Below are 24022 nucleotides of genomic sequence, written 5' to 3' on the forward strand. Positions count from 1 at the left end.
TAAACTGAGCGAACTCTATGACCGCAAGATTGATGTAGAAAATAAGGACGGAACTTGGATCGGGACAGCGGAAAGATTATAACAAAGAAAGTAATCTAAATATATTCAGCATATTCGCATTCCGGAAATCTGGAGCAGATAAAATACTTCTTTTTCTTGGAACTTTTCAATACCTTTTCTCCCTTTCCGCTGTCCCGATCCAAGTTCCGTCCTTATTTTCTACATCAATCTTGCGGTCATAGAGTTCGCTCAGTTTATCCGAGCTAAAAGCCTCTTGGATCGGCCCTGAATGTAGAATTTTTCCTGATTTTAGTAGAGCCGCGTAATCGTAGAATCTAGGAACCTCGTCGAGCCGGTGCGTGATATAAACCGAAGTGAACTTTCGGTTTTTCTGATATTCGGAGAGAAAATCCAGGAACTCCTCTCTAGCTGTTAAATCCAGACCGGAGCAAGGTTCGTCCAAAATGATGAAGTCTGGAGAAGTCGCCATGGCTCTCAAAAAGAGTACTTTCTTTTTTTCTCCTGAGGAAAGAGTTCTAAAAAGTTGACCCTTTTTGGACCCTAGTCCGTGCTCTTCCAAAATTCGATCAGCTTCTTTTTCTTCCCAAGCGCTAGGTTCTCTGTAATAACCGATCGTGTGAAAGAATCCTGTAAGCAAAACATCGAAAGTAGTCAATCTACTTTGTAATGCGTTTTCTTGTTGAGAAGAATCTAATATTCCAAGTCTGAATCTAAGTTCTTGGAGCGGTGTTTCTCCGAAAGTTTCTCCGAACAGTTTGATCGTGCCTGCAGTCGGCCAAATCGAGCCATAGATCAAATTTACAAGTGTAGTTTTGCCTGCTCCATTTCTTCCGAGCAGGACCCAATGAGTACCCGCTTCTATTTCCCAGTCTATATTTTCTAAAATTGGAATTCCGGATCGAAAGTATTTGATTCCTTTTAAGGAAAGTTGCGGGGGTTCAGACTTCCTCATTCGATAACTCATACGCCTTCGCGAGTTTTGCACAAGTCTCTTCGAATTTGGTTTTATCGTCTAGTTCAAACTTTTTTAAAATACTTGGATCCACTGCATAGTAGCTGATCTTTTTTTCCAAGTAGTCGCACATCATATTCGCCAAATATACTGTTTCTACTAGTTCAGAATATACTGTTCCTTCGGTCATGAACGGCCTGTGGTGATACTCTATCATATGAACTATATCTGCGGGAAAATCCCATTTTCTTGCGAGCATTGCCCCCAGGGTAGGGTGGGAAATTCCGATCGAAATTTCCTCTAAGATTGTAGAGTTTGACAAGTCTCTATTTCTCTGGTATGAATTCAACTTTCGAAATAAAGCAAAATTTAAGGATAGCAAGACAAGCTTTCCCAAGTCGTGGAGTAGTGTTCCTACGGCGACTATGTCTGAAAATTTACTTCTGCCGGCGTGGTGAGAAATCTGTCTGGCAATAAAGCTTGCGAGATTCGAGTGATTCCAGACTTCCTGAAGTTTTGTGTATCTTCCTTCCATGATTTTCCGGACACCGGAAACATATAACAGATTTCTAACGTTCTTTAGGCCCACTACTTTTACAGCTTGGACGATCGTATTGATTTTGCTTCTGCTTGCGAATCCTGCGGAGTTGGAAAGTTTCAGTAAGTCTGCGCTCAGAGCCGGATTTTTTTCGATTTCATTTGCGATCAGACCCAGGTCCGAATCCGGGTTGTTGCATAGACTGATGATTCTGGTCAGAGTGTTCGGCAAAGGAGGAAGTCCTTCTATTTCCGCCAAAATTCTGTCTTTCAGTTTAGTAGTAATTTCTAAAGGAACAATTTGCTTTGGAACGACCAAAGTAGCACGGGTCAGCTTTCCGTCGGATTCTATTTTGAATTTGTCCGTTCCGATTCCAGAATTTTTCAATAAAAGTTGGATGAGTACAAGTCCTAACCCAGCGCTTTCTTGAGTATCTGACATTGTCAGAAATGCTTCGGAAAGGTCGTTGAATTTGCTCGCGGATTCGATTCTAGCCTTGATCCTTTCTGATTCTTGCACAAGTAGCGGAGCATCATTCTCGATCAGAAATACCAAGTTTTGGTTTAGAATCTTGGCTCTCAATTTTACGATCAAATTGGATCCACGGAGTATCTTTTCCTGGTCATCCCATTTATGAATGACTTCCTCCAAAAAGCGATGCATTCCTTTTTGGTATTGGGCTGCGTTCTCTATATCTAGGCCTTCGCGCAAAAAAAAGATCCTCTTTGCGTTTGCCTTGTTAGCGTTCATCAAAAGTTCTTTGAGAACTGTGGATACCACCTCTGTCAAAAAGAGCCGGTCCAAATGCCCTAAAATTTGCAGCAGGAGCAGGTAGATCTGCTGGTGATCCTCATCCGTTATAAATCTGTATTCTAGATCGATATCTTTTCCGGATGTGAGTGTATCCGTTAATTCGGAAACGTTTAGCATTCAGAGTAAGATCCTTTAATTTTTGCCCCAGGCAAGAAAAAAACATGCGGAACCAAACCCCGGAACGACCGGATTGTCCGGTAGATTTTTACAATTCATTATGAGAGGGGAAACTGGAGATGGAAAAGCACAGAGAGGAAGGACTTCAGGAAGAATCCGTAACACAAGAAGAAGATCTGCAAGAGGAGCTTAGATTCTTTTTGGAAACTAGACTGGAAGGTCTATTGGAAGAAGCGGAGGAGCTAAGAAAATCTAGGAGAAAACGTTCTCCATTCTCCGTCCAATCACAAAGAAGGCAGGAAAAGGAGCAAATGCAAGGCAGTCTTCCATTTCTCTGTCTAATTTCTCAGGAAAACGCGAAGGAGCAGAGTGGAGAAACTCAGAAACAAGTAAATGGGGATACAGGAACCTAAAAAACCGCTGGCGACATTTTATGTTCACATATCTCAAAAAGGATAGACATCTCCGAAAGAAAGAGAGTAGGGTTGATTGAATGGATAGCAGCTTCTTTTACGAAGGCGCCAAGGAAGATTCTGAAAAAAGAGATATTTTAGATCTCATGGATTCTTATCGATATATGAATTCTTCCTACTTTTTCGATTTCTTGTCGGACGGTCGGTGGGATCACGGAAAGGGCTGGGTTGAGAAGAATATCAACCGAAACCAGTGGACCACTCGTTTTGTTCCAGGTAGCATAGATCGCTACCAAAATCCACCACTCTAAATAGTCGTCTTGAATCGGTCGAATCGGTCAGAGAGAAATTCAAATTCTCTCTCCGAGAAATCTAATCAGATCTAATTTACTAACTTAATTCCATCGATATCGATGATTCTGCGGAATACGAGCTTGTTCTTTTCCTTTAGAGGATTAAAGATCAAGATTACGACTTTGTTAAACGTAAAGTACCCCGGGCGGTACGGAATATAATGGTGAGAGAAAATCGTAGTTTTGTATTTAGCGTTGTAGATCGTGTACGTATGTTTGCTCAAAGAAGAGTGGGTCTGTTTCTTTAACTCCTCTTCTGTTTGAGGCACATAGTTACTGATCAGTACTTTATCCTTAGAAGGACCTTGTTCTCCGTACAGTGTAATGGGCAGAGAAGTCTGAGGGTTGTTCGTGAGATAATGAACGATTTCGTTTAATGCAGGATTACCCATTTTTACTCGGTCACCGCGAGCAAGTTTTTCTTCGAAAGTCTTTTTGACTTCATTATAACGCTGCTCTCCCCAGACCGCCTTGTTATCCAAAGCAGTTGGCATCAAGTTGTGAAAGTTTACTACTTTTGTCTCTTCGTCGAAGTCGTAGGTTCTCCATTTAGGAAATGGAACTAGTTCCCTGCGCTCGTCTACTTTTGCCCTGGAAGTTTCGTTGAGAGCGAGTATGTAAACGGAGAAATTTGCAGCGTCAAAATCTCGGTTCTCCATTTCCACCATCACGTCCAGGAATTCTCCCTGACCGTTGTCAGAATGCCTTCGGAAGAAAGATATGTCTTTGACCATCAATCGATCGTCAAAGTAAGCCAATGGATAATACTCTACACCTTGGGAGCCCTTACCGGACTGGCTTCCTTCTCTTTCGGCACTCGTCTGGCCAGAGGCTGAAGTTCCAAGAATTAGAAAAAGGAATAATAAGGAAAGCTTTGCGACGATTTTCATACGTGTACGGATCCCAATACGGTTCTTCTGGTACAATATCGGTCAGTCATTGTCTTGAACTGAGCCACTTCTGCGGTTTTTTCTGGAAAATACAAAAGGATTTCCGAGGAAATCCTACAAAGTCTATAAAGGAAAGGGGGATTCGTCTACCAAGATTCTGTTAGGCATATTCTGGAGACTTCATTCTGTTTTCATCATCTACCAGTACAACCTGAGGTTTGTAACCGACCGGTAGTTCAGATTCTTCCAGACTCGCGTAGGCAATGATAATTACCTTGTCTCCTTTCATTCCTAAGCGGGCGGCAGCCCCATTTAGGCAAATCTCGCCAGAACCACGTCTACCTTCTATTAGATAGGTTTCAAATCTGGCGCCGTTATTTACGTTTACGACGGAAACTTTTTCGTAGGGGTGCATTCCCGCAGCATCTACCAGATCCATATCCACGGTTAAGCTACCTTCGTAATTTAAGTCCGCGTCTGTGACTGTGGCGCGGTGGATTTTGGCTTTACAGACCGTTATAATCATGTGGACACCCCGGTTATTCGCTAAAAAGTACCTTAAATATTTTGCCCGAGATATTCAAAAGCGTTTTTCTTTTGAAGAAATGGATTTTCGTATTTAAAGTTTCACGACTAAACTTTATTTCGGAAAAGAGAGGAGTGATCACGTAATTCTCGTATAAATTTGGATATACTCGATTTTCGTCGTACACTGCTCCCTTAAAATTTTCCAAAACCTTTCGCAAAATCCGTTTCTCCTGACGATTCAGATCTATCTCTTCTTCGTGTTTGGATCCAACCCAAGCGAGCAAATATCCAGAAATACCAGTTTCGCTCAGCTTAGGCTGTACGTCTATTAGACGGTTGTCCTTTAGATGAAGCAACGCTTGATTTAATTCCATCGGGTAAGGTGAGTCTTCTAAATGAATGTACTTTTGACCCGTAATAACTTTGGTGTATTTTTGAAAAAAGACACCATCTGCTAGGTAAATCAGCTTAGCTAGTTCTTGGCGACTTCGGCCTTTCGGAGAACGTTGTAAGATAAATGAGATGACTTCGAGGATCTTTTCCATGCAGACTAAGAGTGTGAAGGTTCTATTTTTAGGACTCCCGATTGGTGTTCCTCGATACATTTCTTTTCAAGAAAAAATTCGAGAATCGCGAAGGGAGAATATTCTATTTTTGGAACACCCTCCTACGATCACCGCTGGGATCAATTACAATATCGACAATCTTTTGGTAGCACCGAAATTCCTTTCTTTTCACGGGATTTCCTTGAATTATATCAAAAGGGGAGGTGATTTTACCGCCCACGAGCCAGGACAAATCGTCGCCTACTTTCATATTGACCTAAAATCCAGGCAGCTCGGAATCGCGGACTTTTTGCAAGCGATTCTGGAATCTTGTAAATCTGCGACCTTGGAAGTTTGGGGAATCTCCCTGGTTTCTAAACCAGATTCTCCGGGGCTTTATTTGGAGTCGGACCCCAGACTGAAAATTTTGTCGATCGGAGTGTACTTCAAATCTTGGTTCACTAGCTACGGTGTTGCATTTAACGTTTCGAATAACTTTTCCGCATTTTCGTGCATTCATCCTTGCGGCGGAAATTGGCAAAACATGACTTCGATCCAAAACATCGGTCTGGACTGCGTAGAGGACAAAAAGAAACTTTGGAAGACTAAAGTGAGTGAAAAATTCCTGCAGTTTTTGGAAAGGAATCCGGCAAAAAACCAATGAAGAAACTTCTAAATTCCGGCTTTTTGCACCCTTTTTACATTTAGTGAATCTTCCGATCCGGCCGATGCTAGTGGAGAGAGGCTCTATCAGGTGCAATCTTTCAAACATATACTTTTTTTCCTGTTCACTCTTTTGTTATGCGAAGCTTTAGCGATCGGAGCCTCTGCCTGGTCCTTCTTTGAATCGTCTCTCGTCTCATTTCAACTACTCAAGATTTCCTCGGACAACCGTGCTAGGGACACGATCAGCTCGCTTTCCAAATCGACGGAATCTAAATTAGATGTTTCTAAATTAACCGATTTGAATTTTACGTTTACTCGGTTAGTAAAAGTCACGTCCGAGGACAAAGATAGATTCGAGATCAAAGAGATTTCTCTTGTCAGCGACCAAGGGATAGTTCTCGCCTCTTCGAATCCGGATTTTGTGGAGCACTCTCTAAAAAAAAGAAAGCCTGAGTCCAAGTTTTTATCTGCTTCTTATGTGATTGCACATCGGCTGAGAAAATGGCAAACCGGCACACCTGTTTTACTCGGAAAAGTAGAGGAGTTTAGAGAGCGTCCGCTGCTACTTCATCTCGCGCCTTTCTTCCCTGAAATTCTGGAGCTCGACGTTTTGATTTCGATGGGAGTGTATCATCCAGAAAAATTAGAAAGAATCGCTTCGCTTCATATGATTTATGAACGAGGAAACTTTGTGCAGTTCGTAAAGTCGCAGACAGATTTGTTCCTGTGGATCGCGCAAAATAATTCTTGGATTGCGTTGATCTGCGCTCTATTGATCAGTCTGGTCCATATGTTGGTCAAGAGTGTAAAAACCACATACTCGTATTCTCCCTATTCTTCCGGAAGCCAGGTCGTTTCTGAGAATCGTCCGAATCCTTCCCCCACAAAAAAGGTGAAAGTTTCCGGAAATCCTCCGCCACTTTGGGAAAAGGCAGATTTTTCCAAGGATCCGGGGCCTCTTCGCTGGCAATCGGCAAGTGTTGCTGAGAGTGAGGCGCGCACTCCTAGTGTCGTAACTTCGACAGAGGGAGGGGAGACCGGGATACAAGAGGAAAGGATTCGCTCGGTTCCAAAACGCGAAGAAGTTTTGGAAAGACCGATGCGAACCAGTCATACTCATTCGACCGAGAGATCGGAAATCTTGGACGCTATTTACCTAGGATAAACCTGATTGGAACTCAAGACTGTTCGCTCCGAAAAAATTCTGAGAATCTATCCGAGTGGTCCGATCGACTCTCTCTCGGCCCCGGAACTATTAGGTTTTCTGCAATCTAGAGTATCAGCCGGGGACCATCGATTTTTGTTCGTATGCGATTCGATTCCTTATATTGAAGAAGACGGGATCTACTTGCTCTTAGAACTGAAGCGTACTCTGGAAAAACAGGGCGGATGTCTTGCATACTGCGGCTGGAATGAAGAAAGCCATCTTATATTGGGATTGTTTGGCTTAGACAAACAGCTTCCCATTTTTAGAACCCCGGAAGAAGCAGAAGTCTGGCTATCTGCAATTCATATCGAAGACAACCGAACTGGCTTGCTGGTCGGGCTCAACCAAACTCTAAGACAAGAAAAGCCTTTGAAATTTTATTCCAGCGGCTCTAGCTCGGAAGGAAGGGCTGGGGTTGCAAAATCGGAATGGATTCCGGAAGTAAGAACTTTGCCGGTGGGTTCCGAAGAATTTTCGTCCGGAAAAAAATTAGAGGGAAATCTGGCAAGAATGCGCAAGGATTTTACCCAGGAGAAAATACTGTACTGTGGAGCTTGTAGTTCCAGGTTGAGAATTAGACTCGTGGGAAGATACAAATGTCCTTCTTGTGGAATTCAGTTTGACGTCAATCGCATGGGCGGGGTTCGCTACTTAGAAAAGCTCCTCCAATAATGTCCAAAGCAGCCTCTCGAAGTTTCGCACTTTCTTTTTATACTCTCATTTCTCGGATTCTAGGATTATTTAGAGACCACTTCATGGCGGTTTCCTTTGGAACCGGAATGGTCGCCTCCGCATTTTCGGTCGCCTACAGATTACCGAATATGTTTCGAAATCTATTAGCGGAAGGAACTCTTTCGCAATCGTTCATGCCTTTGTACTCCGAAGCTGGGAAAGAAGGCGAGCTCGCGGCTAGAAAAATGAGCGGTGCGGTCTTAAGCTTTTTGGCTGTATTGCTTCTCGGATTCGTATTTCTGGTCTTTGCGATTTCTCCGACTGCACTTCCTTTGCTTGTAGGAGGTAGCCCTGAATATTCCTCGTTAGTGGTGGAGCTGACCTATATATTATTTTTTTTGATAGTAACCGCAAGCTTGTCCGCAATTTTCATGGCGATCTCTAATGTCAAAAATAGATTTTTTGTACCTTCCTTATCGCCGATCGTTTTGAACTTGAGTTATCTGGTCGTATTCCTTTGCATCTTACCGTTTATCGATACGGATCTAGTCTCCAAAGTTCGGATTCTTTGCTTCGGAATCGTAATCGGAGGAATTTTACAGCTTTCGATCCAAGCCTGGTATGTGTACAAGAATGGAGAATGGCCGAAATTTACTTGGAATTATAAACACCCGGCGATTGCTAAGATTTTCAAACTGATGCTCCCTGCCGCTCTGGGCGGAGGATTTTATCAGTTAGGTTTGCTCGTAGATATTTTTCTCGCGAATTTAGTTCAGAACACCTATCCAGGGTTAGGCGCTGTTGTCAGTCTAGATTATGCACAAAGATTGGTCCAGCTCCCAACCGGAATCATCGGTGTCGCTTTGGCCACCACAACACTGCCCGCGCTCTTGCATTCTTTAAAAGAAGATAAAATGAAGGAGGTCCCCGGAGAGCTTTTGGGCGTGCTCGGATTTGCTTCTTTTTTGACAGTTCCGGCGGCACTTGGAATGGGGATCTTAGCGGGTCCGATTTTAGACGCTATTTATTTTGGGGGAAGATGGGATCATGTAGCGACTCAAACAGCCTTGACCCCGCTCATTTTTTACTCTCTTGCAGTTCCATTTTATAGCATGAACAAGGTTCTGATTTCTTCCTTTTATGCATTTCAGGACACGAAGACTCCTCTGAAAATACAGGCCTTTTCTTTTTTAGTAAATCTTCTCTTGAATCTATCCTTGGTTTGGCAGTTAAAGCATTCTGCGATTGCTCTTTCCTCAGCGATCGCCGCCATGATTACCTGGACCCTGCTCGCGAGAAATTTGCGGCTGCACGGAGTATCCTTCCCCTGGTCTAGTTTTTTGAGAAAACTGTTCGGGATTTTGATCCCGACGCTTTGTATGAGTTCGTTTTTACTTGCCTATTTGTATTTCTTCCACGAAAAACTGATCGTTTATCTTTCCGATTTTGGGTTTAGCTACGCAAACTGTTCCAGGATTTCCTTAGTGTTCGCAATCTTGCCTGCTTTGGCTTTTTTTTCTGGAACTAGTCTGATTTTGAAGCTTCCTGAGATACAATTAATTCTTGGAAAGATTTTTCGAAACCGATAGAGTTGCTTATTCACCGAAATGCGATGAAGCTGGAAGTGAAGGTAAAGCCGAATTCTAAGAAGCCCTCGGTAGAAAAAATAGAGGAAGGAAAATGGGTTATAGCCGTTCGAGAGCCAGCCATGGATGGAAGAGCCAACGAGGCAGTGATCCTTGCGGTTGCGGAAGAACTGGGAGTTCCGAAAAGCAGGGTGCAGATTTTAAGAGGGCAGAAGGGAAAAATCAAACTACTAGAAATTCTGGAGTAAGACTCCAAATTGCAGGAGTTCCTGCTTGAGTCGTTCTTTCTCAAGATTTACAAATTCCTTTGTCATAGTCCTGGTCTTTGTTTGCCTGTTTTCGCAGAATCTTTTTGCGGAAGAGGATCATTTCGACAAGCTGACTTCCGAAAGAAAGCCGATTTACGGGAGTGAAAAAGAGGAAAAATACGCGGTCAAAGGAATGATCGTGAATGTGGAAAATTGGCAGGACCATTTTTCCATCGATGCCTTTTTTCTACTTAGCTACACTAGTTATCCTAGTTTTAAAGAATTCACCGCTTATCCTTTTATCTATAGTCTCAGCTCTAAGAAATCAGATTCCTATAGAACCTGGTTTTTTCCACTTTTTCGTGCACAAAAAATTGATACGAAAGACCGTGTAGACACCTCGTTTCTCTCTCCACTATTCTATTATAGTGGGAGCTCCTACAATATCGGAAAAGACTCTGCTTCAGAAGAAAGCATGCATCTTTCTCCTTTGCATTATTACTCGTATCAAAAAAACGGAAACTTTTTAAGAGAGAAGCTTCGATTTCCTTCCTTCTTTCCTTTATTAGGAACTTCTAATGAATCGATAGAAGGTAGAACCAAATCATTCAGCTATGCTCTTCCTCTGCTCTACTTTAAGAGCACGACCCCGGAGGATACTTGGACCCACTTTTTACTTTTTCATAAAGGAAAGGACCAATCCAAGGATTACGGTGCGGTTTTGCCGTTATTTTACTGGAGTTACGGGGAATCGGTCCGAAGTTTTACCTTTCTTCCTTTACTCCATTTTTCCAAGGACGAGAGATCCGGAAATAAGGGGAGGTTCGTTTCTCCTTTGTTTACCAGATACTGGGAAGAGTCTGCACCCGGCAGTCCTATGAATCGCACATACAACCGTTATACGGTTCCGCTTTTGCTATTTTTCCGTTCCAGTGCGGAAGAATACGGACAAAAGGTAAGCTCTACTACCTTCTTTCCGGGGCTTTATAGAAACTTCGAAAAAGAAAGCGGGACAGTAACCAACCTACTCTTGTTATCCGGTTGGAGAACGGACAGGGAAGGAGACTTAAAGAACGCTTATCTATTTCCGTTCTATTTTTACGAAAGGTACAGATCTCTCGTAATCAACCCATTCTATTTCAACTTTGGCTCTACTACTTTCGGTATTTTGCCTCCTTATTATCATTACAAAGACCAGAACGAGACTACATTCTATTTTTTGAATACATACTATAGTAATAAAGAAGGTATCAATAAGACACTCATATTTTTTCCTCTATTTTATTCGAAGGATACACCTTCTGAAAAGACTTGGATCGTACTGGGATATTTTCGAAATAGTAATTCTTCAGGAATTCAGAGATATTTTATAAACACCTATTGGGAGAGGGATCTCAAAGGAGAAACCAAAGAACTTGTATTTTTCCCATTGGTATTTTATAAAAAAGATAAATATAATACATTCCTTCCGATTTATTTCAGTACTCAAAGTCCGGGAAAAGAATACACATTTGTGATACCGAGCCTTTTCTGGAGCACGGAAGGGAACGCAAAGACTTTTCTATTCTTTCCGTTTTTCTATTCGTACAGGTCTCCAGAATCTTCCACGAATTTTTTCCTGAATACCTATTGGAATCGGAATCCAAAAGACGGTTCTACCAATCGGTTTGTATTTTTTCCATTCTACTTTTATGATAAAGATTCGAATCAGTCGTCCGAGTCGAGAACCGTGTTCCCTCTCTTTCACAGAAGCACGGACCCGAGTTCGAGTCGCACACTGGTTTTGAATACGTATTGGAGCACTGATGCTAAAACCGGAGACTGGACCAGGTTTGTAATTTTTCCGCTTTGGTATTATTCGAATAATTTTAGAGAGCGTAATTATACATTCCTTCCCATTTTTCATCGTTCTGTTTCTGAGCAAGAAAGTACGACGGTGATATTTCCGTTGTATTATGGTAGAAATTCCAAAACGGAATCGTACTCACTTTACGGTCCGGTAGAAGTAAGTGAAAAAATTACTGAGTCTTCTGTTCGTGTTTATCCGTTTTTCTATTCGGCAAAAAGTGATTACAGGTCCTATTGGAACTTCTTAGGTTTAACCGGAAGGGGAGGCGACTCTTCCGGAGCCACTAAATACGCCTATTTATTTCCGTTTTATTTCTATAGCAGAAATCAATTTAACGTAGTTTTTCCTTTTTATTTTCGATTTGGATTTGACCAGAACGATTACAGTTCCTTTGGACTTTTTCATTACGTAAAGAGAAGTCCGAAGTTAGACAGAACTTGGGCCTTGCTCTATTATTCTAAAGAGGATCGTGTAGCTAAGGAATCTTCCCTGTACGCTGTGCCATTATATTATGAGTGGGACACTCCGCGAAGCAAGGGGATGATCTTTCTTCCTTTCAGGATCAAATTCGAGGAAGCGGATAAATCCATTGATCTGAATATCGCAGGTCTCTCTTTTTCTAAAAGTTTGAGTACGCTACAAGGTGGCGCGTCTATCGGAAGCAGCGGAAAAGATCTGTATTTAGATACAGATATATCCTGGTTTTATAATATTTTTAGATACTCTCGTAGAGATCCCGTTTCTAAGGACACAATACTTTGGTGGACAAAGCCACTCGAAGAAAGCCCGCCAAATACGGGTGAAGTTTCGGAAGGGAAAGAAGCACGAAGAGATTCTACACCAGCAAACGGTCCAATCGCTACGGAAGCCTCACCTAAGCAAAATCAGGCGGCTGAGTCGGGGGATGGACTTAGAAAATACACAGGACTTTCCAGAGAGACATCTAGGGAATTTAGAGGGATCAGCGCTCTTTTCGGAATCGCGAGTTATGAAAGAGGAGATGATAAAAGACATGTGAGAGTCTTGCCTCTTGCTTGGTTTTCCTGGTCGGAACAAACCAAGGATAAAGTAAACTTTTGGCTTTTGCCCCCTACGATTTGGAGCACGATCGGAGAACAGTCTTATAGAGTGATCTTTCCTTTCTTTGCTAGGCAGGATGATAAGAAGGACTTCCAGGAGGCCTGGTTGATCCTCGGATTTTTACGCGGGAAAAAAGGAGAAGAAAGAGATTACTCAGTACTTTGGCCTTTCTTTCGAGTGTATGGATCTCCTACAACTTGGGGATTCCGTCTTCTTCCTTTTGTGGTCCATGATTATTCTCCGGAAAGATCCAAGACTTGGAGCTTATTTCTGACTCGGACAAGAGAGACCGCCGAAAATGGAGAAGTAATCTCTTGGCATTCCATTTTACCTCCGCTATTTCATTCAAAAGAAATCAATCGAACCTCACCTAGCGGATTGCAGGAGAGAGAAGGTTATTCTACTTTTTTTCCTCTCTACTATCGTGATTATAAATATGCTTCTTCAAATACGATAGGAAGCGGCGAGTCCAAGTTTCTTACTCTATTATCTTATTATAAAAATGTTTTAGACTCTACGGGCCGAGAAGAGACTAGATTTCTTTTTCCACTGTTCCCTTTGTATTCTTATTCCAGTGTAAAGGAAGCTGGATTGTCCGAGGAAAAGAGAAGAAGAAGCCATTTGATTTGGCCCCTAGCGTTTTATTATAGTAGCGACGATGTTTCTAGCTCGTTCTTTGTTTTAGGAGCATATCGATTCAGGGAACCTAGGTCTTCTTCCTGGGGATTTTTAGGAATCGTAGATTATTCTTGGGAAGACCGAGGTTCGAACCAGGCAAATTCTAGCTTCCGAGTATTTCCATTCTATTTTTATAATTCTAGTACTAGGACAACGGTGATTGAAAGGTCTGCCGTCGATCCTGTTCCGTCCGGAACTTCGACTATTTCGAGTTGGACGTTGAATCGATGGTCAGCTTTAGTGCCGCTATTGTGGAGTTACGAAGCCAATGATATTGACTATGGTGAAGGAAAAGGTACTTCTTTCAGCAGCTTTTGGACGCCAATTTATCATAGGACTAGATATACCGGATTACAAGAAGGCGAAAATTCTGCGAAAGACATCATTTATCCTCTGGCTTTTTACTATAAGAGAGACGCTACTACGTCCACATTATTTGCGTTAGGTTATTACTCGGACAAAACCGAAGAGACGCAATATCGCACGTTTTTAGGATTGATCGCTTCTGAATCTACGAAGATTGGCAAAGATAAAGTGGATGAATCCTTCTACGCATTTCCTTTCTATTTTTCTAAAGTAAGAAAAGAAAAGGAGAAGTTGATTTATTCCGAAACGATTGTGCCCATCGTTTGGTATTCCGAACTGAACCAAGAGTCCTACTCTTGGAGTTTTCTCATTCTGCTAAACGGAAGCGAATCCAAAGAAAAAAAATCTTTCACACTGTTTCCTTTCTATTCCAGGACGGACACGAATACATCCGGTTACAAGAGTTCAGTACTTTGGGGACTTCCGTACTATTACGAAAAATCAGAACTTTCTTCGGGGTATTGGGATTCTGTACTTGTGCTGCCATTCGGAGTATTTTCAAAAGAGGGCAGAAAGGATAATCCGAACGAGGACAAATCCAGCTCGTTTCACTTTTTTCCTTTCTTGACGATGTACACATCTGACACTTCGAGCGAAAGCTTTCTGTTTTGGTTAGGGCTGATGTACGAATCGAACCGTTACGCTCAGTCTAGTTCCTGGGAAACTTCTTTCTTGAAATTGATTTCTTTAAAGCGAAGTACCGACGTTTCGGAAAAAGTGACTCGATTCTATTTGTTTCCATTCCTCTACGCAAGAGAAACTTCCTTAAACCAAGGGAAGGGACTCGGGGATAACGGTAAGTGGTTTTTGTTCCCTGCTTTTTATTATGACCACGAGACTCTTGTGGAAGGAACTTCCTACCACTTAAATCTACTTTTGCTGATAGATGTTGCGAACGATCCGGTACTCCAAAAAAGAAGAACGATATTCGGACCTCTCTTCCATTATTCCGGAACTCAATCTTCCGGTTGGGGACTCGCTCCATTGGTTCTTCGTTTTAAGGACATGGACTCTTCTTTTTGGTGGGCTTTCGGTTTTTACGGTTACTCTGACACAGATGGAGATAGATGGGGATTCGCGGGATTGCTCGATGTAAAAAATGAAATACAGACCAAAAGAAAACAGGTCCAAGCATTCTTGGGAATTTTTCACGGAAATTACGACCAGGATAGAACTCGCTGGGCGATTTTGGGTGGATTGCTCGCCGGTTACGAAAGCCAACATGATTTGACAGACATGAACTTGCTCTGGCTGAGATACAGAAGCGCGCCAGATGAGAGACTGCATAATTTCCTTCCGGTCTACTATTACCATCGCGAAGGAGAAGAGTATTCCGCTCTGGTGCCTCCGGTGTTGGGATATTTCTCTTCGGAAAAAGACGGAAGATTCGATCTTCTCGGTTTAGGATTGCTGTACTATCGGAATCAATCCGTCAGCGCAAAAGAAGATACTCTCTTGGTCGGGCCGGGCTTATTCTACTATAAAGAAGTGCAAGCAGCAAGAGGGTATAAATCTTGGGGAATCTTGACTATCCCCGGTGTCTGGGATGGAATACTTTTCGATTATGAAAGAGAAGAGGAGAATTCGTATCGAAGCTGGTCTATTCTGAAAATCTTATATAGTAGAACTACGGAAAGGGAAGGAAAAACTTATAGTAGAATTCTCGGGGTCAAAGTTCCGTTCTAATTCGTAATAAAAAAGCCGGGATAGAAACTCCCGGCTTTTTACTTCCTATTGAAGGAAAGGTAGGGTAGAGAGAAGGCATTTGCCTTACATCATGCCGCCCATTCCTCCCATACCGCCCATTCCCCCCATCGGAGGTACAGCGCCTTCTTTTTCAGGTTTCTCGGTAATCGTAACTTCGGTAGTGAGCAACATGGAACCGATAGAAGCAGCGTTTTGCAGAGCAGAACGAACCACTTTTGCAGGGTCAACGACTCCGGCTTGGATTAAGTCTTCCCAAACCATTGTAAGTGCGTTGAATCCTTCGTTTCCTTTTTTGCCTTTCGCTTGTTCCACGATTACAGAACCTTCGAGTCCTGCGTTAGCAGTGATCATACGAATCGGCTCTTCCAATGCACGGAAGATGATCTTTGCTCCAGTAGCTTCGTCTCCTTCTAGTTTGAGGGATGCGACTGCTTCTTGAGCTTTTAGGAGAGTCAAACCGCCTCCAGGAACGATTCCTTCTTCTACCGCAGCACGGGTAGCAGAAAGAGCGTCCTCTACGCGAGTTTTCTTTTCCTTCATTTCTACTTCGGTAGCAGCTCCTACATGAATCACAGCAACACCGCCAGCGAGTTTTGCTAAGCGCTCTTGCAGTTTTTCGCGATCATACTCGGAAGTGGTTTCTTCGATCTGTTTTTTGATTTGAGAAACTCTTCCTTGGATATCTTTGGAAGCTCCTTGGCCTTCGATGATCGTAGTGTTTTCTTTATCTACAGTCACTTTCTTTGCACGGCCTAGTTGTTGAACTGTTGCGTTCTCCAGTTTCATTCCTAAATCTTCGGAAATCACTTGTCCGCCAGTCAGGATTGCGATGTCTTCTAACATTGCTTTCCGACGGTCTCCGAATCCTGGAGCTTTTACTGCAACGCAAGAAATAGTTTTGCGAAGAGTGTTTACTACGATAGTCGCTAAAGCTTCACCTTCTACTTCCTCAGCGATGATCACGAGAGGACGTCCGGATTGAGCTACTTTTTCCAGAACTGGAAGAAGATCTCTCATAGAAGAAATCTTTTTGTCATAGATCAGGATGTAAGGATCGTTCAAAGTCGCAGTCATGGATTCAGGATCTGTAACCATGTAAGGAGAAACATATCCTCTGTCGAATTGCATTCCTTCTACTACATCTAAAGTAGTTTCGATTGATTTTGCTTCTTCAACAGTGATGACTCCGTCTTTGCCTACTTTGTCCATTGCATCAGCAATCAGGCTTCCGATTTCGGAATCGTTGTTTGCAGAAATGCTAGCAACATTCGCGATATCTTTTTTGTTTTCGATTTTTACGGAGCGCTTCTTGATGCTTTCTACAGCTACACTTACCGCTTTGTCGATTCCGTGTTTGAGAGCCATCGGATTTGCACCAGCAGTTACGTTTTTCAGTCCTTCGTTGATGATGGATTGTGCGAGAATCGTAGCAGTCGTAGTTCCGTCTCCGGCGACATCATTTGTTTTAGTGGAGACTTCTTTTACCATTTGAGCACCCATGTTCTCAATGGAGTCTTCCAATTCGATTTCTTTCGCTACCGTTACGCCGTCTTTAGTGATGGTAGGTGCGCCGAATTTTTTATCTATCACAACATTTCGGCCTTTAGGTCCTAGAGTGACCTTTACTGCATTTGCGAGTTTGTTAACTCCTTCTAGAAGTTTGCGTCTCGCTGTTTCGTCATACTCGATAACTTTAGCCATTTTTACTTAACCATCCTCTAATTTACTTTTTCACGATCGCGAGAATATCACTTTCGCGAATGATAAGATATTCTTTGCCGTCAGCCTTGACTTCTGTTCCCGAATATTTGCCGTAAAGAACGCTATCTCCTACTTTCACTTCGATCGGGATTTGCTTTCCGTCCTCATAACGACCGCTTCCGACTTCTACAACTCTCCCTTCTTGGGGTTTCTCTTTTGCTGTATCCGGAACAAAGATGCTTCCAATTTTTTCTTCAGCTTCTTGTTTAGGTTCGATCAGGACCCTGTCTCCTAGGGGTTTGATTGCCATAGAAAATTCTCCTTTTAAATTTTAATCATGAGTCGTTTAGCACTATAAGAAAAAGAGTGCTTATTACCTTTACCAGGAGAATCCAAAAGCACCTCGGGTGTCAAGCACTTTGTGCCCAAGAGTGCTAATAATTTCGGCAAATCTTTACAGAGAGTTCTTATCTTGCAGTTTTGGCGAAGAGCGCAGAAACTCAGATTTGCGGTTGCGGATAGTTTTTCCCTCCAGTATTCTAGGAAATCGGAGAATAGAAGATCATGGTTGAAGAGAAGAAATATACTACTTTGAAAGAATTCTGGCCTTTTTATTTGAGGGAGCACTCGAATCCGCTAAATCGATTTTTACATTTTGTCGGAACTTCGATCGCACTAGCCTGGATACTCTCTGCAGTTGCATTTTTAAATCCTTGGTACTTGCTAGGAGCCTTATTTAGCGGGTATCTTTTTGCTTGGACTGGCCATTTCTTTGTAGAAAAGAATCGTCCGGCGACCTTTACTTATCCGTTTAAATCCTTCGTCAGCGATTGGATTATGTTTTTCTATATTCTTACCGGACAGATCGGTAAGGAATTGCAAAAAGCCGGAGTAAAGTAGGCGAAACCGTTCCTTTGTCAGGAAGTCACTGCGACTACTGTTACAGGTTTCTCCTTTCCTTTTACATGAACGGGAGGCATTGCCTCCCCACGAAAGGTAGTTCCGGCCAATCTCCAAGTATCTTCTGACACGAGTAATTCCTTTCCAAAATCCTTCGTAAGAGATTCGATTCTGGAAGCAGTATTTACCGCGTCTCCGATGACTGTGAATTCTGCTCGTTTGCTGGTCTCGATGTTCCCGGAAAATACTTCGCCGGTGTGGATTCCAATTCCAATACGAACTGCCTCCAGACCTCTCGCCTCCCTTTCTCGATTGAACTCTCCCAGAGTTTCTAACATCTTCATCCCGCATTTTAAGGCTTGAGTTGCGTCCATCGCTGGATCGGAAGCCGGGTAAGGTGTTCCAAAGGTGGCCATCACCGCGTCACCGATGTATTTGTCCAAGGTTCCTCCATACTCGAACACACACTCTGTTAATCTCTCTCGGATCGAAGAAAGAAATTTGCCCAGTTCAACCGGATCCATGTTTTCAGAAAGCGCAGTAAAATTTCGAATATCCGTGAACAGAATCGTCGCTGTCTGTCTTCTTCCGGAAAGGAGATTCGGATTCGTCATCATTTCTTCTACCATGCCTGGAGAAAAATATCTAGAGAGTAAGGTTCTTTGCGCCTCGGCTTCTCCGATTCTGCGGATCATGACTAAGGTTCTAAAAATTCCAAAACAAAAGATGCAAGCCAAGACCAAATATACCAAGGGCCGCCCTGCAATCGCATCACCTAATAGAAGGTTAGGCCCTAACAAATAGTCTTGCCAATCTTCTGCAAAAGTAATTTTGCCTGTGCTGTAACCGAAGTAGAAAATCCCAAAATAAGCCGCGTAAAATAGAACAAGGCTTAGTGTAACAAACCTTAGGCGAAACTGAATCAGTGAAAATGCCAAAGGAAACAGATAGAAATTCTGAATCGGATTTTTTATGGCAAAGCTGAAGTTATCAGGACTCGCAAAATATGTGTAGTAAAGTATGATCCCGGTGATCAAAGAAAAATCGAATATTAATGCAAGATACGCAAAAATGGAGACCGCCCATTTCGGACAGGTTCTTATCACAATGGAATGTCCGACCGTGACAATTGCGTAAGCACTAATCGCAAGTATATTTGCGGTCAGATTTCCGGTGCCTAGATTGGCAAGGATCTGTGAACCAAAGAATAAAAGTAGTAAATATCGGAATGCATTCGAAACATACGCACCGATCATTTCCTCGTTTTCTAGAACCTTCCTAACCGAGTCGTCCATCCTGGATCGATCTGTCGTTTCCAAAACGTTGCAAAGAAATCCTGGTAAATATTTTCGTATCTGCATGAAGACTTAGACTAAGGTACTTCTATATGGTTTCAATTTTAAAAAGTAAAATCTTCATTGCTAATTTTTTAAAAAGTAGGAACTCTAACTTGTTCGAATCGGTCGTCTTTCCTATAAAAATAACAAAAACCGAATCGTAATCTCGGAGCGCAGAATGAAGTCTCGAATTGCAATCATAGCTGGAGGCACAGGGCTGATCGGAAGGCATCTGATCCAAGAGTTATTGCTGGACAATGAATGGGAAAAAGTGTACGTCCTTGTCCGAAAACCTTCTCCTTGGGAGCATTCGAAACTGGTTCCGATCCAAATGAATTGGGACGACTTGCAATCTTACCATTTTCCAAAGGATGCCACTCATGCTTTTTGCGCCCTTGGAACCACCATGAATCGTGCCGGTTCCAAGGAGAATTTTAGAAAAGTAGATTATCAATATGTAATCGACTTTGCGAAAGCAGCAAAATCTTCTCAGATAACGCATTTTTCCGTAGTCAGTGCACTAGGAGCCGACGCCAATTCTTTCGTATTTTATAATAAGGTAAAAGGGGAGATGGAAGCTTCTCTCAAAAGTCTGGGGTTCATATATTTGGGAATTTTTCGACCTTCACTTTTGGAGGGAGACAGAGAAGAATTTCGCTTCGGAGAGAAACTGGGATCGTTTTTTGCGAAGTTGATCAATCCACTTCTATTTGGCCCGCTCCGAAAATACCGCTCTATCCTTGGATTTGTGGTCGCAAAAGCAATGTTAAACGCAGCGTGGGCACTGGATGGTGGAACATTCGTATTCGAATCTGATAAAATCGCAGAGCTCGGATCCGCCGATTCCAGAACTAGAATTTCTGAAATCTTGAAGAATATCCTTCCCTCTAATTGAGCATGAACGAGATCAGACCGCAAGTTTGTAGGAGCTCCTACAAACTGTCAGGATCGAAAGTGCTTGACCGGAGGAAAGTTTTCTGAAATAGCGGTCGGTACTGCCACCGCACCGGCCCCCGCCCAGGAAGGGCGGGGCTTCCCCAAAAACGGCTCTAAGTCAACACCGGAGTTTTCAATCCGGCTTTATTCCTGATTCGAATTAAATTAGCCTCTAGGATCGCCAGGCTATCCGAATTATAGGCACGGCTAATTCCGAACCTTTTCTCTTTGGCGTCTCCGATTTGTTTGCTCGCGCCTCTTTCGATCAAAAGCCCCATCAGGACTCTGGCAGCAGATTCGACGAGCTCAAAAGCAACTTGGTCTCGATCGGAGCTGTTTTCTATGTTCGTAAATCGTTCATGAGAACTTTCTAATATCTTTCTCAGTTCTTTAAGTTCTTCACTGACGGCGAAACGATCCATTTCTTCGTCCAAATAATTTCTCAGATGTCCCTTCGGAGTTAGACCCGACACCACACCTCCGATCGCCGCAACTACTTGCAATTGTGTCGTGCCCTCGTAAATATTCGTGATTCTAACGTCTCTGAATATTCTAGATACGTCATAGTCATACGTATAGCCCGCTCCTCCGTGAATCTGCAAAGAATCGTAAGCCATCTTGTTTGCTGTTTCTGTAATATAGTATTTGGAGAGGGGAGTCAAAAGATTTGCGACCTTTTCCCATTTGCGAACTGTTTCATCCTTTTTAATCTCCCTTTCGTCTACTCCATCTTCCTTCATTCTCTCTGCTTTCCAGTGGTACAAGTCTATCGAGCGAGAAGCCTCTTGCAGGATGCAACGCATCGCGACGATCTCTCTATCCATCCAGTCTAGAATCTTCTGAACCGCTGGAATATTCATGATTTTCTTTCCGAATTGTTCTCTCTCCTCGGCGTATTTCTTTGCTTCGAAATAAGCTGCACTCGCGATTCCCATAGCTTGCGCCGCGATCGACAATCTGGCGCCGTTCATCATTCCCATGGAATATTTCACGAGTCCAAATCCCTCTTCGCCAATCAAGACCGCTGGCGCATTCTCATAAACTACTTCGCATGTAGGAGAACAATGGAGGCCCATTTTCTTTTCGATTCCTGCAATGAACACGTCTTGGCTTTTTACCAGGAAGAAGGAAAGTCCCCGTGCTCCACTTGTAGGAGCTCCTGTCCTCGCCAAAGTCAGAATGACCGAAGGAGCATTTGCAAACCCGCATCCGTGAGTGATAAATCTTTTGGTTCCAGTAATTCTCCATGTACCGTCCGCCTGTTTGATCGCTTTAGTCTGCAGATTAGGTAAATCAGAACCATAATTCGGTTCAGTAAGTGCCATCGCCCCACAGAGTTCTCCCGTTGCCATCTTTGGTACATACTCTTCGATCATTTCCTTGGAGCCGAATCTTTCGATTGTTTCCCCGAGATTGATACAACCCAAAGCGATCGAAATGGAACCGTCTGCTCTCGCGATCAGTTCCATCATCATTGCTTGAATTGCTGCGGGCACTCCAAGGCCCCCGTGCTTTCGAGTAATACTATAAGGCAAGATTCCAGCTTCCTTGATTTTATCCACCGCGGCCACCATTGCTTTGGGAAATTCCACCTTTCCTTCAGAATACTTTAGACCTTCTTGGTCCATTTCTTTTGCTCTGGTAGCTACTTCCTTGCCGGCGATTTCTCCCGTGGATTCTAGTATGGATCGATAGTATTCTACTGCTTCTTCTACTGAACTAGGAGCCATAGCTAGTTCAGGTTTTCCTGACTGATCGAATTCTTTTTTATCTCTGAAGTTTTGTTCAAAGGATTCTACTGTTTCCTTCCAATCGATGAAAGTTTCGAAATGACCTATTAAGTCTTCGTTTTCTAGAAAATAATTATTCTCGATCATTTGATGGCTCCTGGTTTAGGTCCGGAGATTTTTTTATGCAGTTCGATTCTTTTCAGGGTTTGTTTTTACGCTGATATAGAAAAATAGAACAGAACCGCCGGCCTATATTCTTTCTTAGAATACCATGTGAAGCTAGAACTGACAAGCTCACAATCCTAAGTAAGATTTTTCTAATTCACTAATGAACTACGTTCAGAAATTTATTTTGTAAGAGAAAATGAAAGGGGATTATAAAGTGACCGATTTGCTTCTGGCAACAAAGTGAGCAGTAAACAAATGGAGTCCTGAGAATGCCAAGGCATAAAAAAAAGCCGCCTTTCGGCGACTTTTCATGGTTATCAAACCTGCTATCTTTTAACTAATTTGAGATTAGTTAGCTCCACCAGAAAGAGCTTTTTTAAGAGCTTCTTCTGCTGCAACAGCTGCTTTTTGCAACTCTGCAGGGTTTGAGTGGAGAATTGGGCTAACTCCCGGAACACCTGGAGGTGCAAGAACACCAACAGAAGCAACGAAAGAACCTTTTACTTCACCAACTTTGTAAGTAGTGAAAGTGATTCTGTAAAGACCACGAACTAAAAGTTTTTTAGTGTCGAGGTTTTTCAGTTCATCAAGGCTCTTAGGGATGTTCGGAATGGCGATCTGTAAGAGGGAGTTATACTTGTTGTGACGCTCTTCGGTATATGTAGTATCACCGTCGTCGTTATCACCAAGTTTTTGTAATGCTTTACCAGTAGCAGCACCTGCGATTTGATCCGGCATAATAGCAGCCATGCGCTCTATGCGAATCCAGGTGTCGAACCAGTTTGGCATTGATTTTTCTGCAGGAGTTGCTGCTTTAAAAGCATCACTCACGAAATCGCCATCAGATGGCTCGCCGATTTCTCCGGTAGGGGAAATCATACGAACACCGAGTTCAGCGATCGCTGCAGGGACCCAGAGGTATAGGAAGTAAGATTTCTTACCATCTACAACTGCGTCAGGTGCTTGCCCCGGCTTGACATATCCGTAGTAGTTGACTACTTCTGAATATGGAGCAAAGAGTTTTTGAACTCCAACTCCGGGGATATCTTGCTCCCCGACTACCATCGTACTCTTCAGGCTAGGAAGTCCGCCGATACAAGCAGCAAAGCTGACGAGGATTGCGGCGGAGATAGCAAGAATCGAAACTTTTTTCATTCGGACTCTCCTTGGTATGGATTGATCAAGTTAGAGAATTGTTTTCTTTTTGTAAATCGAATTAATAATTTTTTCTTTCTCCGGCCTTTTGGCAGCGCAAAAAACTCCGCTTCAGGTTTAAGGCTAGGGATGGAAAACCTTCATTACAAAATTAAGAAAATCGAGCGAGAAGATTTAAGGTTTGCTTGTTCGTTTATTATTCTATTTTCAACTGCCCAGGCAAAAACTTCGCCTATTCAAGGCTAGATTCTTCTTGGAAAACCTGATTTGTTAAGAATGCATGAGAATACATCTCAGGCCGATTTTTTTGGTTTTGAGAAAGGTCAGATTAAGAGCGAAATAAAAGCGACCGAATCCAGTCCCAAAGATCTAAGAGCCACGCCCAAAGTTTCCCGAAAATCCCGGAGTAAGAATATCTCCTCAATAATTCTTGAGCTCGGTTTTGCTCTTCGTTGGTAAAAGGAAGTCGGACATTATTCTCTTCGGCTTCGATCAGGATTCTTTCTTTTTTACTTCTCACATCCACGATCCGAACGTCGACGTATTCCCAGCCCAACTGCCGTACGCATTCCAGTCGTCTTTCACCGGAGACTAAAGTATTATCCAAATCTATAATAACAGGATGAAGTAAGCCTAACTCCTGGATCGAGTTTCGCAGTCCGTGTAAATCGCCCAGGTCTTTTCGGATACGGTTCCTCACCCTAATGTCCGAAACTCTAATTTTCATTTCGGTGAAGGATTTTCCCTACAGCAAATCATACAAATCAATTTCCTATTATTTGCCTAAAATTCACTTTCCTGAAATAAGTGCAGGTTTGTTTCCGGTCGGAATCACTTGACACTGCCGACACCGAAAGGTTTCTAGT

21 protein-coding genes are annotated in these 24022 nt (G+C 42.8%); 10 read left to right on the forward strand and 11 right to left on the reverse strand.

The annotated features are described in order from the left end of the window. Positions 1-166: 166 nt before the first annotated feature. Positions 167-973 carry an ABC transporter ATP-binding protein gene (locus CH373_RS09285; protein ID WP_100715029.1) on the reverse strand — a complete coding sequence of 269 codons (807 nt, stop codon included), beginning with the start codon at positions 971-973 and terminating at the stop codon, positions 167-169. Beyond that, positions 960-2441, reverse strand: coding sequence for an HDOD domain-containing protein (locus tag CH373_RS09290; protein WP_100715030.1), 1482 nt, complete (start codon positions 2439-2441; stop codon positions 960-962). Before CH373_RS09290 ends, CH373_RS09285 begins: the two co-directional genes overlap by 14 nt. A 119-nt stretch (positions 2442-2560) precedes the next feature. Here CH373_RS09290 and CH373_RS09295 point away from each other — a divergent pair, with 119 nt between their 5' ends. Next, entirely contained in the window at positions 2561-2854 is a 294-nt protein-coding gene (locus tag CH373_RS09295) for a hypothetical protein (protein ID WP_100715031.1), read from the forward strand. Between the two features lie 80 nt (positions 2855-2934). Further along, positions 2935-3165, forward strand: coding sequence for a hypothetical protein (locus CH373_RS09300; protein ID WP_100715032.1), 231 nt, complete (start codon positions 2935-2937; stop codon positions 3163-3165). A 71-nt stretch (positions 3166-3236) separates the two neighbouring features. Here the strand turns inward: CH373_RS09300 and CH373_RS09305 are convergent, their stop codons facing one another. The 3 genes from CH373_RS09305 to CH373_RS09315 all read right to left on the reverse strand — a co-directional run bounded on the left by CH373_RS09305 (position 3237) and on the right by CH373_RS09315 (position 5170). Then, a complete protein-coding gene (locus tag CH373_RS09305; protein WP_100715033.1) occupies positions 3237-4097 on the reverse strand; it encodes a hypothetical protein in 861 nt (286 codons plus the stop codon). 160 nt (positions 4098-4257) lie between these two features. Further along, complete coding sequence (panD, locus tag CH373_RS09310; protein ID WP_100715034.1) at positions 4258-4623, reverse strand: aspartate 1-decarboxylase; 366 nt, start codon at positions 4621-4623, stop codon at positions 4258-4260. A gap of 13 nt (positions 4624-4636) precedes the next feature. Beyond that, the gene (locus CH373_RS09315; RefSeq protein WP_100715035.1) at positions 4637-5170 is read right to left on the reverse strand and encodes a type II toxin-antitoxin system antitoxin SocA domain-containing protein; all 534 of its coding nucleotides are present in this window, start codon (positions 5168-5170) and stop codon (positions 4637-4639) included. On the opposite strand from CH373_RS09315, the gene lipB reads away from it, so the two are divergent. The 6 genes from lipB (at position 5169) to CH373_RS09345 (ending at position 15208) form a co-directional block, all read left to right on the forward strand. Further along, positions 5169-5834 carry a lipoyl(octanoyl) transferase LipB gene (gene lipB / locus CH373_RS09320; protein ID WP_243393339.1) on the forward strand — a complete coding sequence of 222 codons (666 nt, stop codon included), beginning with the start codon at positions 5169-5171 and terminating at the stop codon, positions 5832-5834. The genes CH373_RS09315 and lipB overlap by 2 nt on opposite strands. A 90-nt stretch (positions 5835-5924) precedes the next feature. Continuing rightward, positions 5925-7001 carry an LIC_12071 family protein gene (locus tag CH373_RS09325; protein ID WP_100715037.1) on the forward strand — a complete coding sequence of 359 codons (1077 nt, stop codon included), beginning with the start codon at positions 5925-5927 and terminating at the stop codon, positions 6999-7001. A 6-nt stretch (positions 7002-7007) separates the two neighbouring features. Continuing rightward, positions 7008-7715: an STAS domain-containing protein gene (locus tag CH373_RS09330; RefSeq protein ID WP_100715038.1), complete on the forward strand. Its 708-nt coding sequence runs from the start codon at positions 7008-7010 to the stop codon at positions 7713-7715. Then, positions 7715-9304 (forward strand): murein biosynthesis integral membrane protein MurJ, encoded by a 1590-nt coding sequence (gene murJ, locus CH373_RS09335; protein WP_100715039.1) that lies wholly within the window; start codon positions 7715-7717, stop codon positions 9302-9304. Before CH373_RS09330 ends, murJ begins: the two co-directional genes overlap by 1 nt. A gap of 23 nt (positions 9305-9327) precedes the next feature. Beyond that, positions 9328-9549: a DUF167 domain-containing protein gene (locus CH373_RS09340; protein WP_100715064.1), complete on the forward strand. Its 222-nt coding sequence runs from the start codon at positions 9328-9330 to the stop codon at positions 9547-9549. A gap of 25 nt (positions 9550-9574) precedes the next feature. Then, positions 9575-15208 (forward strand): LA_1737 family protein, encoded by a 5634-nt coding sequence (locus tag CH373_RS09345; RefSeq protein WP_100715040.1) that lies wholly within the window; start codon positions 9575-9577, stop codon positions 15206-15208. A gap of 84 nt (positions 15209-15292) precedes the next feature. Here the strand turns inward: CH373_RS09345 and groL are convergent, their stop codons facing one another. Together groL and groES are read right to left on the reverse strand one after the other, a co-directional pair. Beyond that, entirely contained in the window at positions 15293-16930 is a 1638-nt protein-coding gene (gene groL, locus CH373_RS09350) for a chaperonin GroEL (RefSeq protein ID WP_100715041.1), read from the reverse strand. Between the two features lie 22 nt (positions 16931-16952). Further along, complete coding sequence (groES, locus tag CH373_RS09355) at positions 16953-17240, reverse strand: co-chaperone GroES (RefSeq protein WP_100715042.1); 288 nt, start codon at positions 17238-17240, stop codon at positions 16953-16955. A 254-nt stretch (positions 17241-17494) separates the two neighbouring features. Here groES and CH373_RS09360 point away from each other — a divergent pair, with 254 nt between their 5' ends. After that, the gene (locus CH373_RS09360) at positions 17495-17830 is read left to right on the forward strand and encodes an Mpo1-like protein (RefSeq protein ID WP_100715043.1); all 336 of its coding nucleotides are present in this window, start codon (positions 17495-17497) and stop codon (positions 17828-17830) included. A gap of 17 nt (positions 17831-17847) precedes the next feature. Here the strand turns inward: CH373_RS09360 and CH373_RS09365 are convergent, their stop codons facing one another. Then, a complete protein-coding gene (locus tag CH373_RS09365) occupies positions 17848-19125 on the reverse strand; it encodes an adenylate/guanylate cyclase domain-containing protein (RefSeq protein WP_100715065.1) in 1278 nt (425 codons plus the stop codon). Between the two features lie 220 nt (positions 19126-19345). On the opposite strand from CH373_RS09365, the gene CH373_RS09370 reads away from it, so the two are divergent. Then, complete coding sequence (locus CH373_RS09370; RefSeq protein WP_100715044.1) at positions 19346-20062, forward strand: oxidoreductase; 717 nt, start codon at positions 19346-19348, stop codon at positions 20060-20062. Between the two features lie 154 nt (positions 20063-20216). Here the strand turns inward: CH373_RS09370 and CH373_RS09375 are convergent, their stop codons facing one another. The 3 genes from CH373_RS09375 to CH373_RS09390 all read right to left on the reverse strand — a co-directional run bounded on the left by CH373_RS09375 (position 20217) and on the right by CH373_RS09390 (position 23883). Continuing rightward, positions 20217-21980: an acyl-CoA dehydrogenase family protein gene (locus tag CH373_RS09375; protein WP_100715045.1), complete on the reverse strand. Its 1764-nt coding sequence runs from the start codon at positions 21978-21980 to the stop codon at positions 20217-20219. Between the two features lie 369 nt (positions 21981-22349). Next, positions 22350-23156, reverse strand: a complete 807-nt coding sequence (gene lipL32, locus CH373_RS09380) for a major surface lipoprotein LipL32 (RefSeq protein ID WP_100715046.1) — start codon at positions 23154-23156, stop codon at positions 22350-22352. Positions 23157-23484: 328 nt separating this feature from the next. Next, positions 23485-23883: a ParB N-terminal domain-containing protein gene (locus CH373_RS09390; RefSeq protein ID WP_100715048.1), complete on the reverse strand. Its 399-nt coding sequence runs from the start codon at positions 23881-23883 to the stop codon at positions 23485-23487. Positions 23884-24022 lie beyond the last annotated feature (139 nt).

Source organism: Leptospira perolatii (genome assembly GCF_002811875.1).
Classification (GTDB): Bacteria; Spirochaetota; Leptospiria; order Leptospirales; family Leptospiraceae; genus Leptospira_B; species Leptospira_B perolatii.

Bases quoted from the DNA above. Each gene is read 5' to 3' on its own strand.
- CH373_RS09315 (WP_100715035.1), bottom strand. From the start codon at position 5,170: ATGGAAAAGATCCTCGAAGTCATCTCATTTATCTTACAACGTTCTCCG.
- CH373_RS09305 (WP_100715033.1), bottom strand. From the start codon at position 4,097: ATGAAAATCGTCGCAAAGCTTTCCTTATTATTCCTTTTTCTAATTCTT.
- CH373_RS09300 (WP_100715032.1), top strand. From the start codon at position 2,935: ATGGATAGCAGCTTCTTTTACGAAGGCGCCAAGGAAGATTCTGAAAAA.
- CH373_RS09360 (WP_100715043.1), top strand. From the start codon at position 17,495: ATGGTTGAAGAGAAGAAATATACTACTTTGAAAGAATTCTGGCCTTTT.
- CH373_RS09290 (WP_100715030.1), bottom strand. From the start codon at position 2,441: ATGCTAAACGTTTCCGAATTAACGGATACACTCACATCCGGAAAAGAT.
- groES (WP_100715042.1), bottom strand. From the start codon at position 17,240: ATGGCAATCAAACCCCTAGGAGACAGGGTCCTGATCGAACCTAAACAA.
- CH373_RS09370 (WP_100715044.1), top strand. From the start codon at position 19,346: ATGAAGTCTCGAATTGCAATCATAGCTGGAGGCACAGGGCTGATCGGA.
- CH373_RS09340 (WP_100715064.1), top strand. From the start codon at position 9,328: ATGAAGCTGGAAGTGAAGGTAAAGCCGAATTCTAAGAAGCCCTCGGTA.
- CH373_RS09375 (WP_100715045.1), bottom strand. From the start codon at position 21,980: ATGATCGAGAATAATTATTTTCTAGAAAACGAAGACTTAATAGGTCAT.
- CH373_RS09390 (WP_100715048.1), bottom strand. From the start codon at position 23,883: ATGAAAATTAGAGTTTCGGACATTAGGGTGAGGAACCGTATCCGAAAA.
- groL (WP_100715041.1), bottom strand. From the start codon at position 16,930: ATGGCTAAAGTTATCGAGTATGACGAAACAGCGAGACGCAAACTTCTA.
- lipL32 (WP_100715046.1), bottom strand. From the start codon at position 23,156: ATGAAAAAAGTTTCGATTCTTGCTATCTCCGCCGCAATCCTCGTCAGC.
- lipB (WP_243393339.1), top strand. From the start codon at position 5,169: ATGCAGACTAAGAGTGTGAAGGTTCTATTTTTAGGACTCCCGATTGGT.
- murJ (WP_100715039.1), top strand. From the start codon at position 7,715: ATGTCCAAAGCAGCCTCTCGAAGTTTCGCACTTTCTTTTTATACTCTC.
- CH373_RS09285 (WP_100715029.1), bottom strand. From the start codon at position 973: ATGAGGAAGTCTGAACCCCCGCAACTTTCCTTAAAAGGAATCAAATAC.
- panD (WP_100715034.1), bottom strand. From the start codon at position 4,623: ATGATTATAACGGTCTGTAAAGCCAAAATCCACCGCGCCACAGTCACA.
- CH373_RS09365 (WP_100715065.1), bottom strand. From the start codon at position 19,125: ATGGACGACTCGGTTAGGAAGGTTCTAGAAAACGAGGAAATGATCGGT.
- CH373_RS09295 (WP_100715031.1), top strand. From the start codon at position 2,561: ATGGAAAAGCACAGAGAGGAAGGACTTCAGGAAGAATCCGTAACACAA.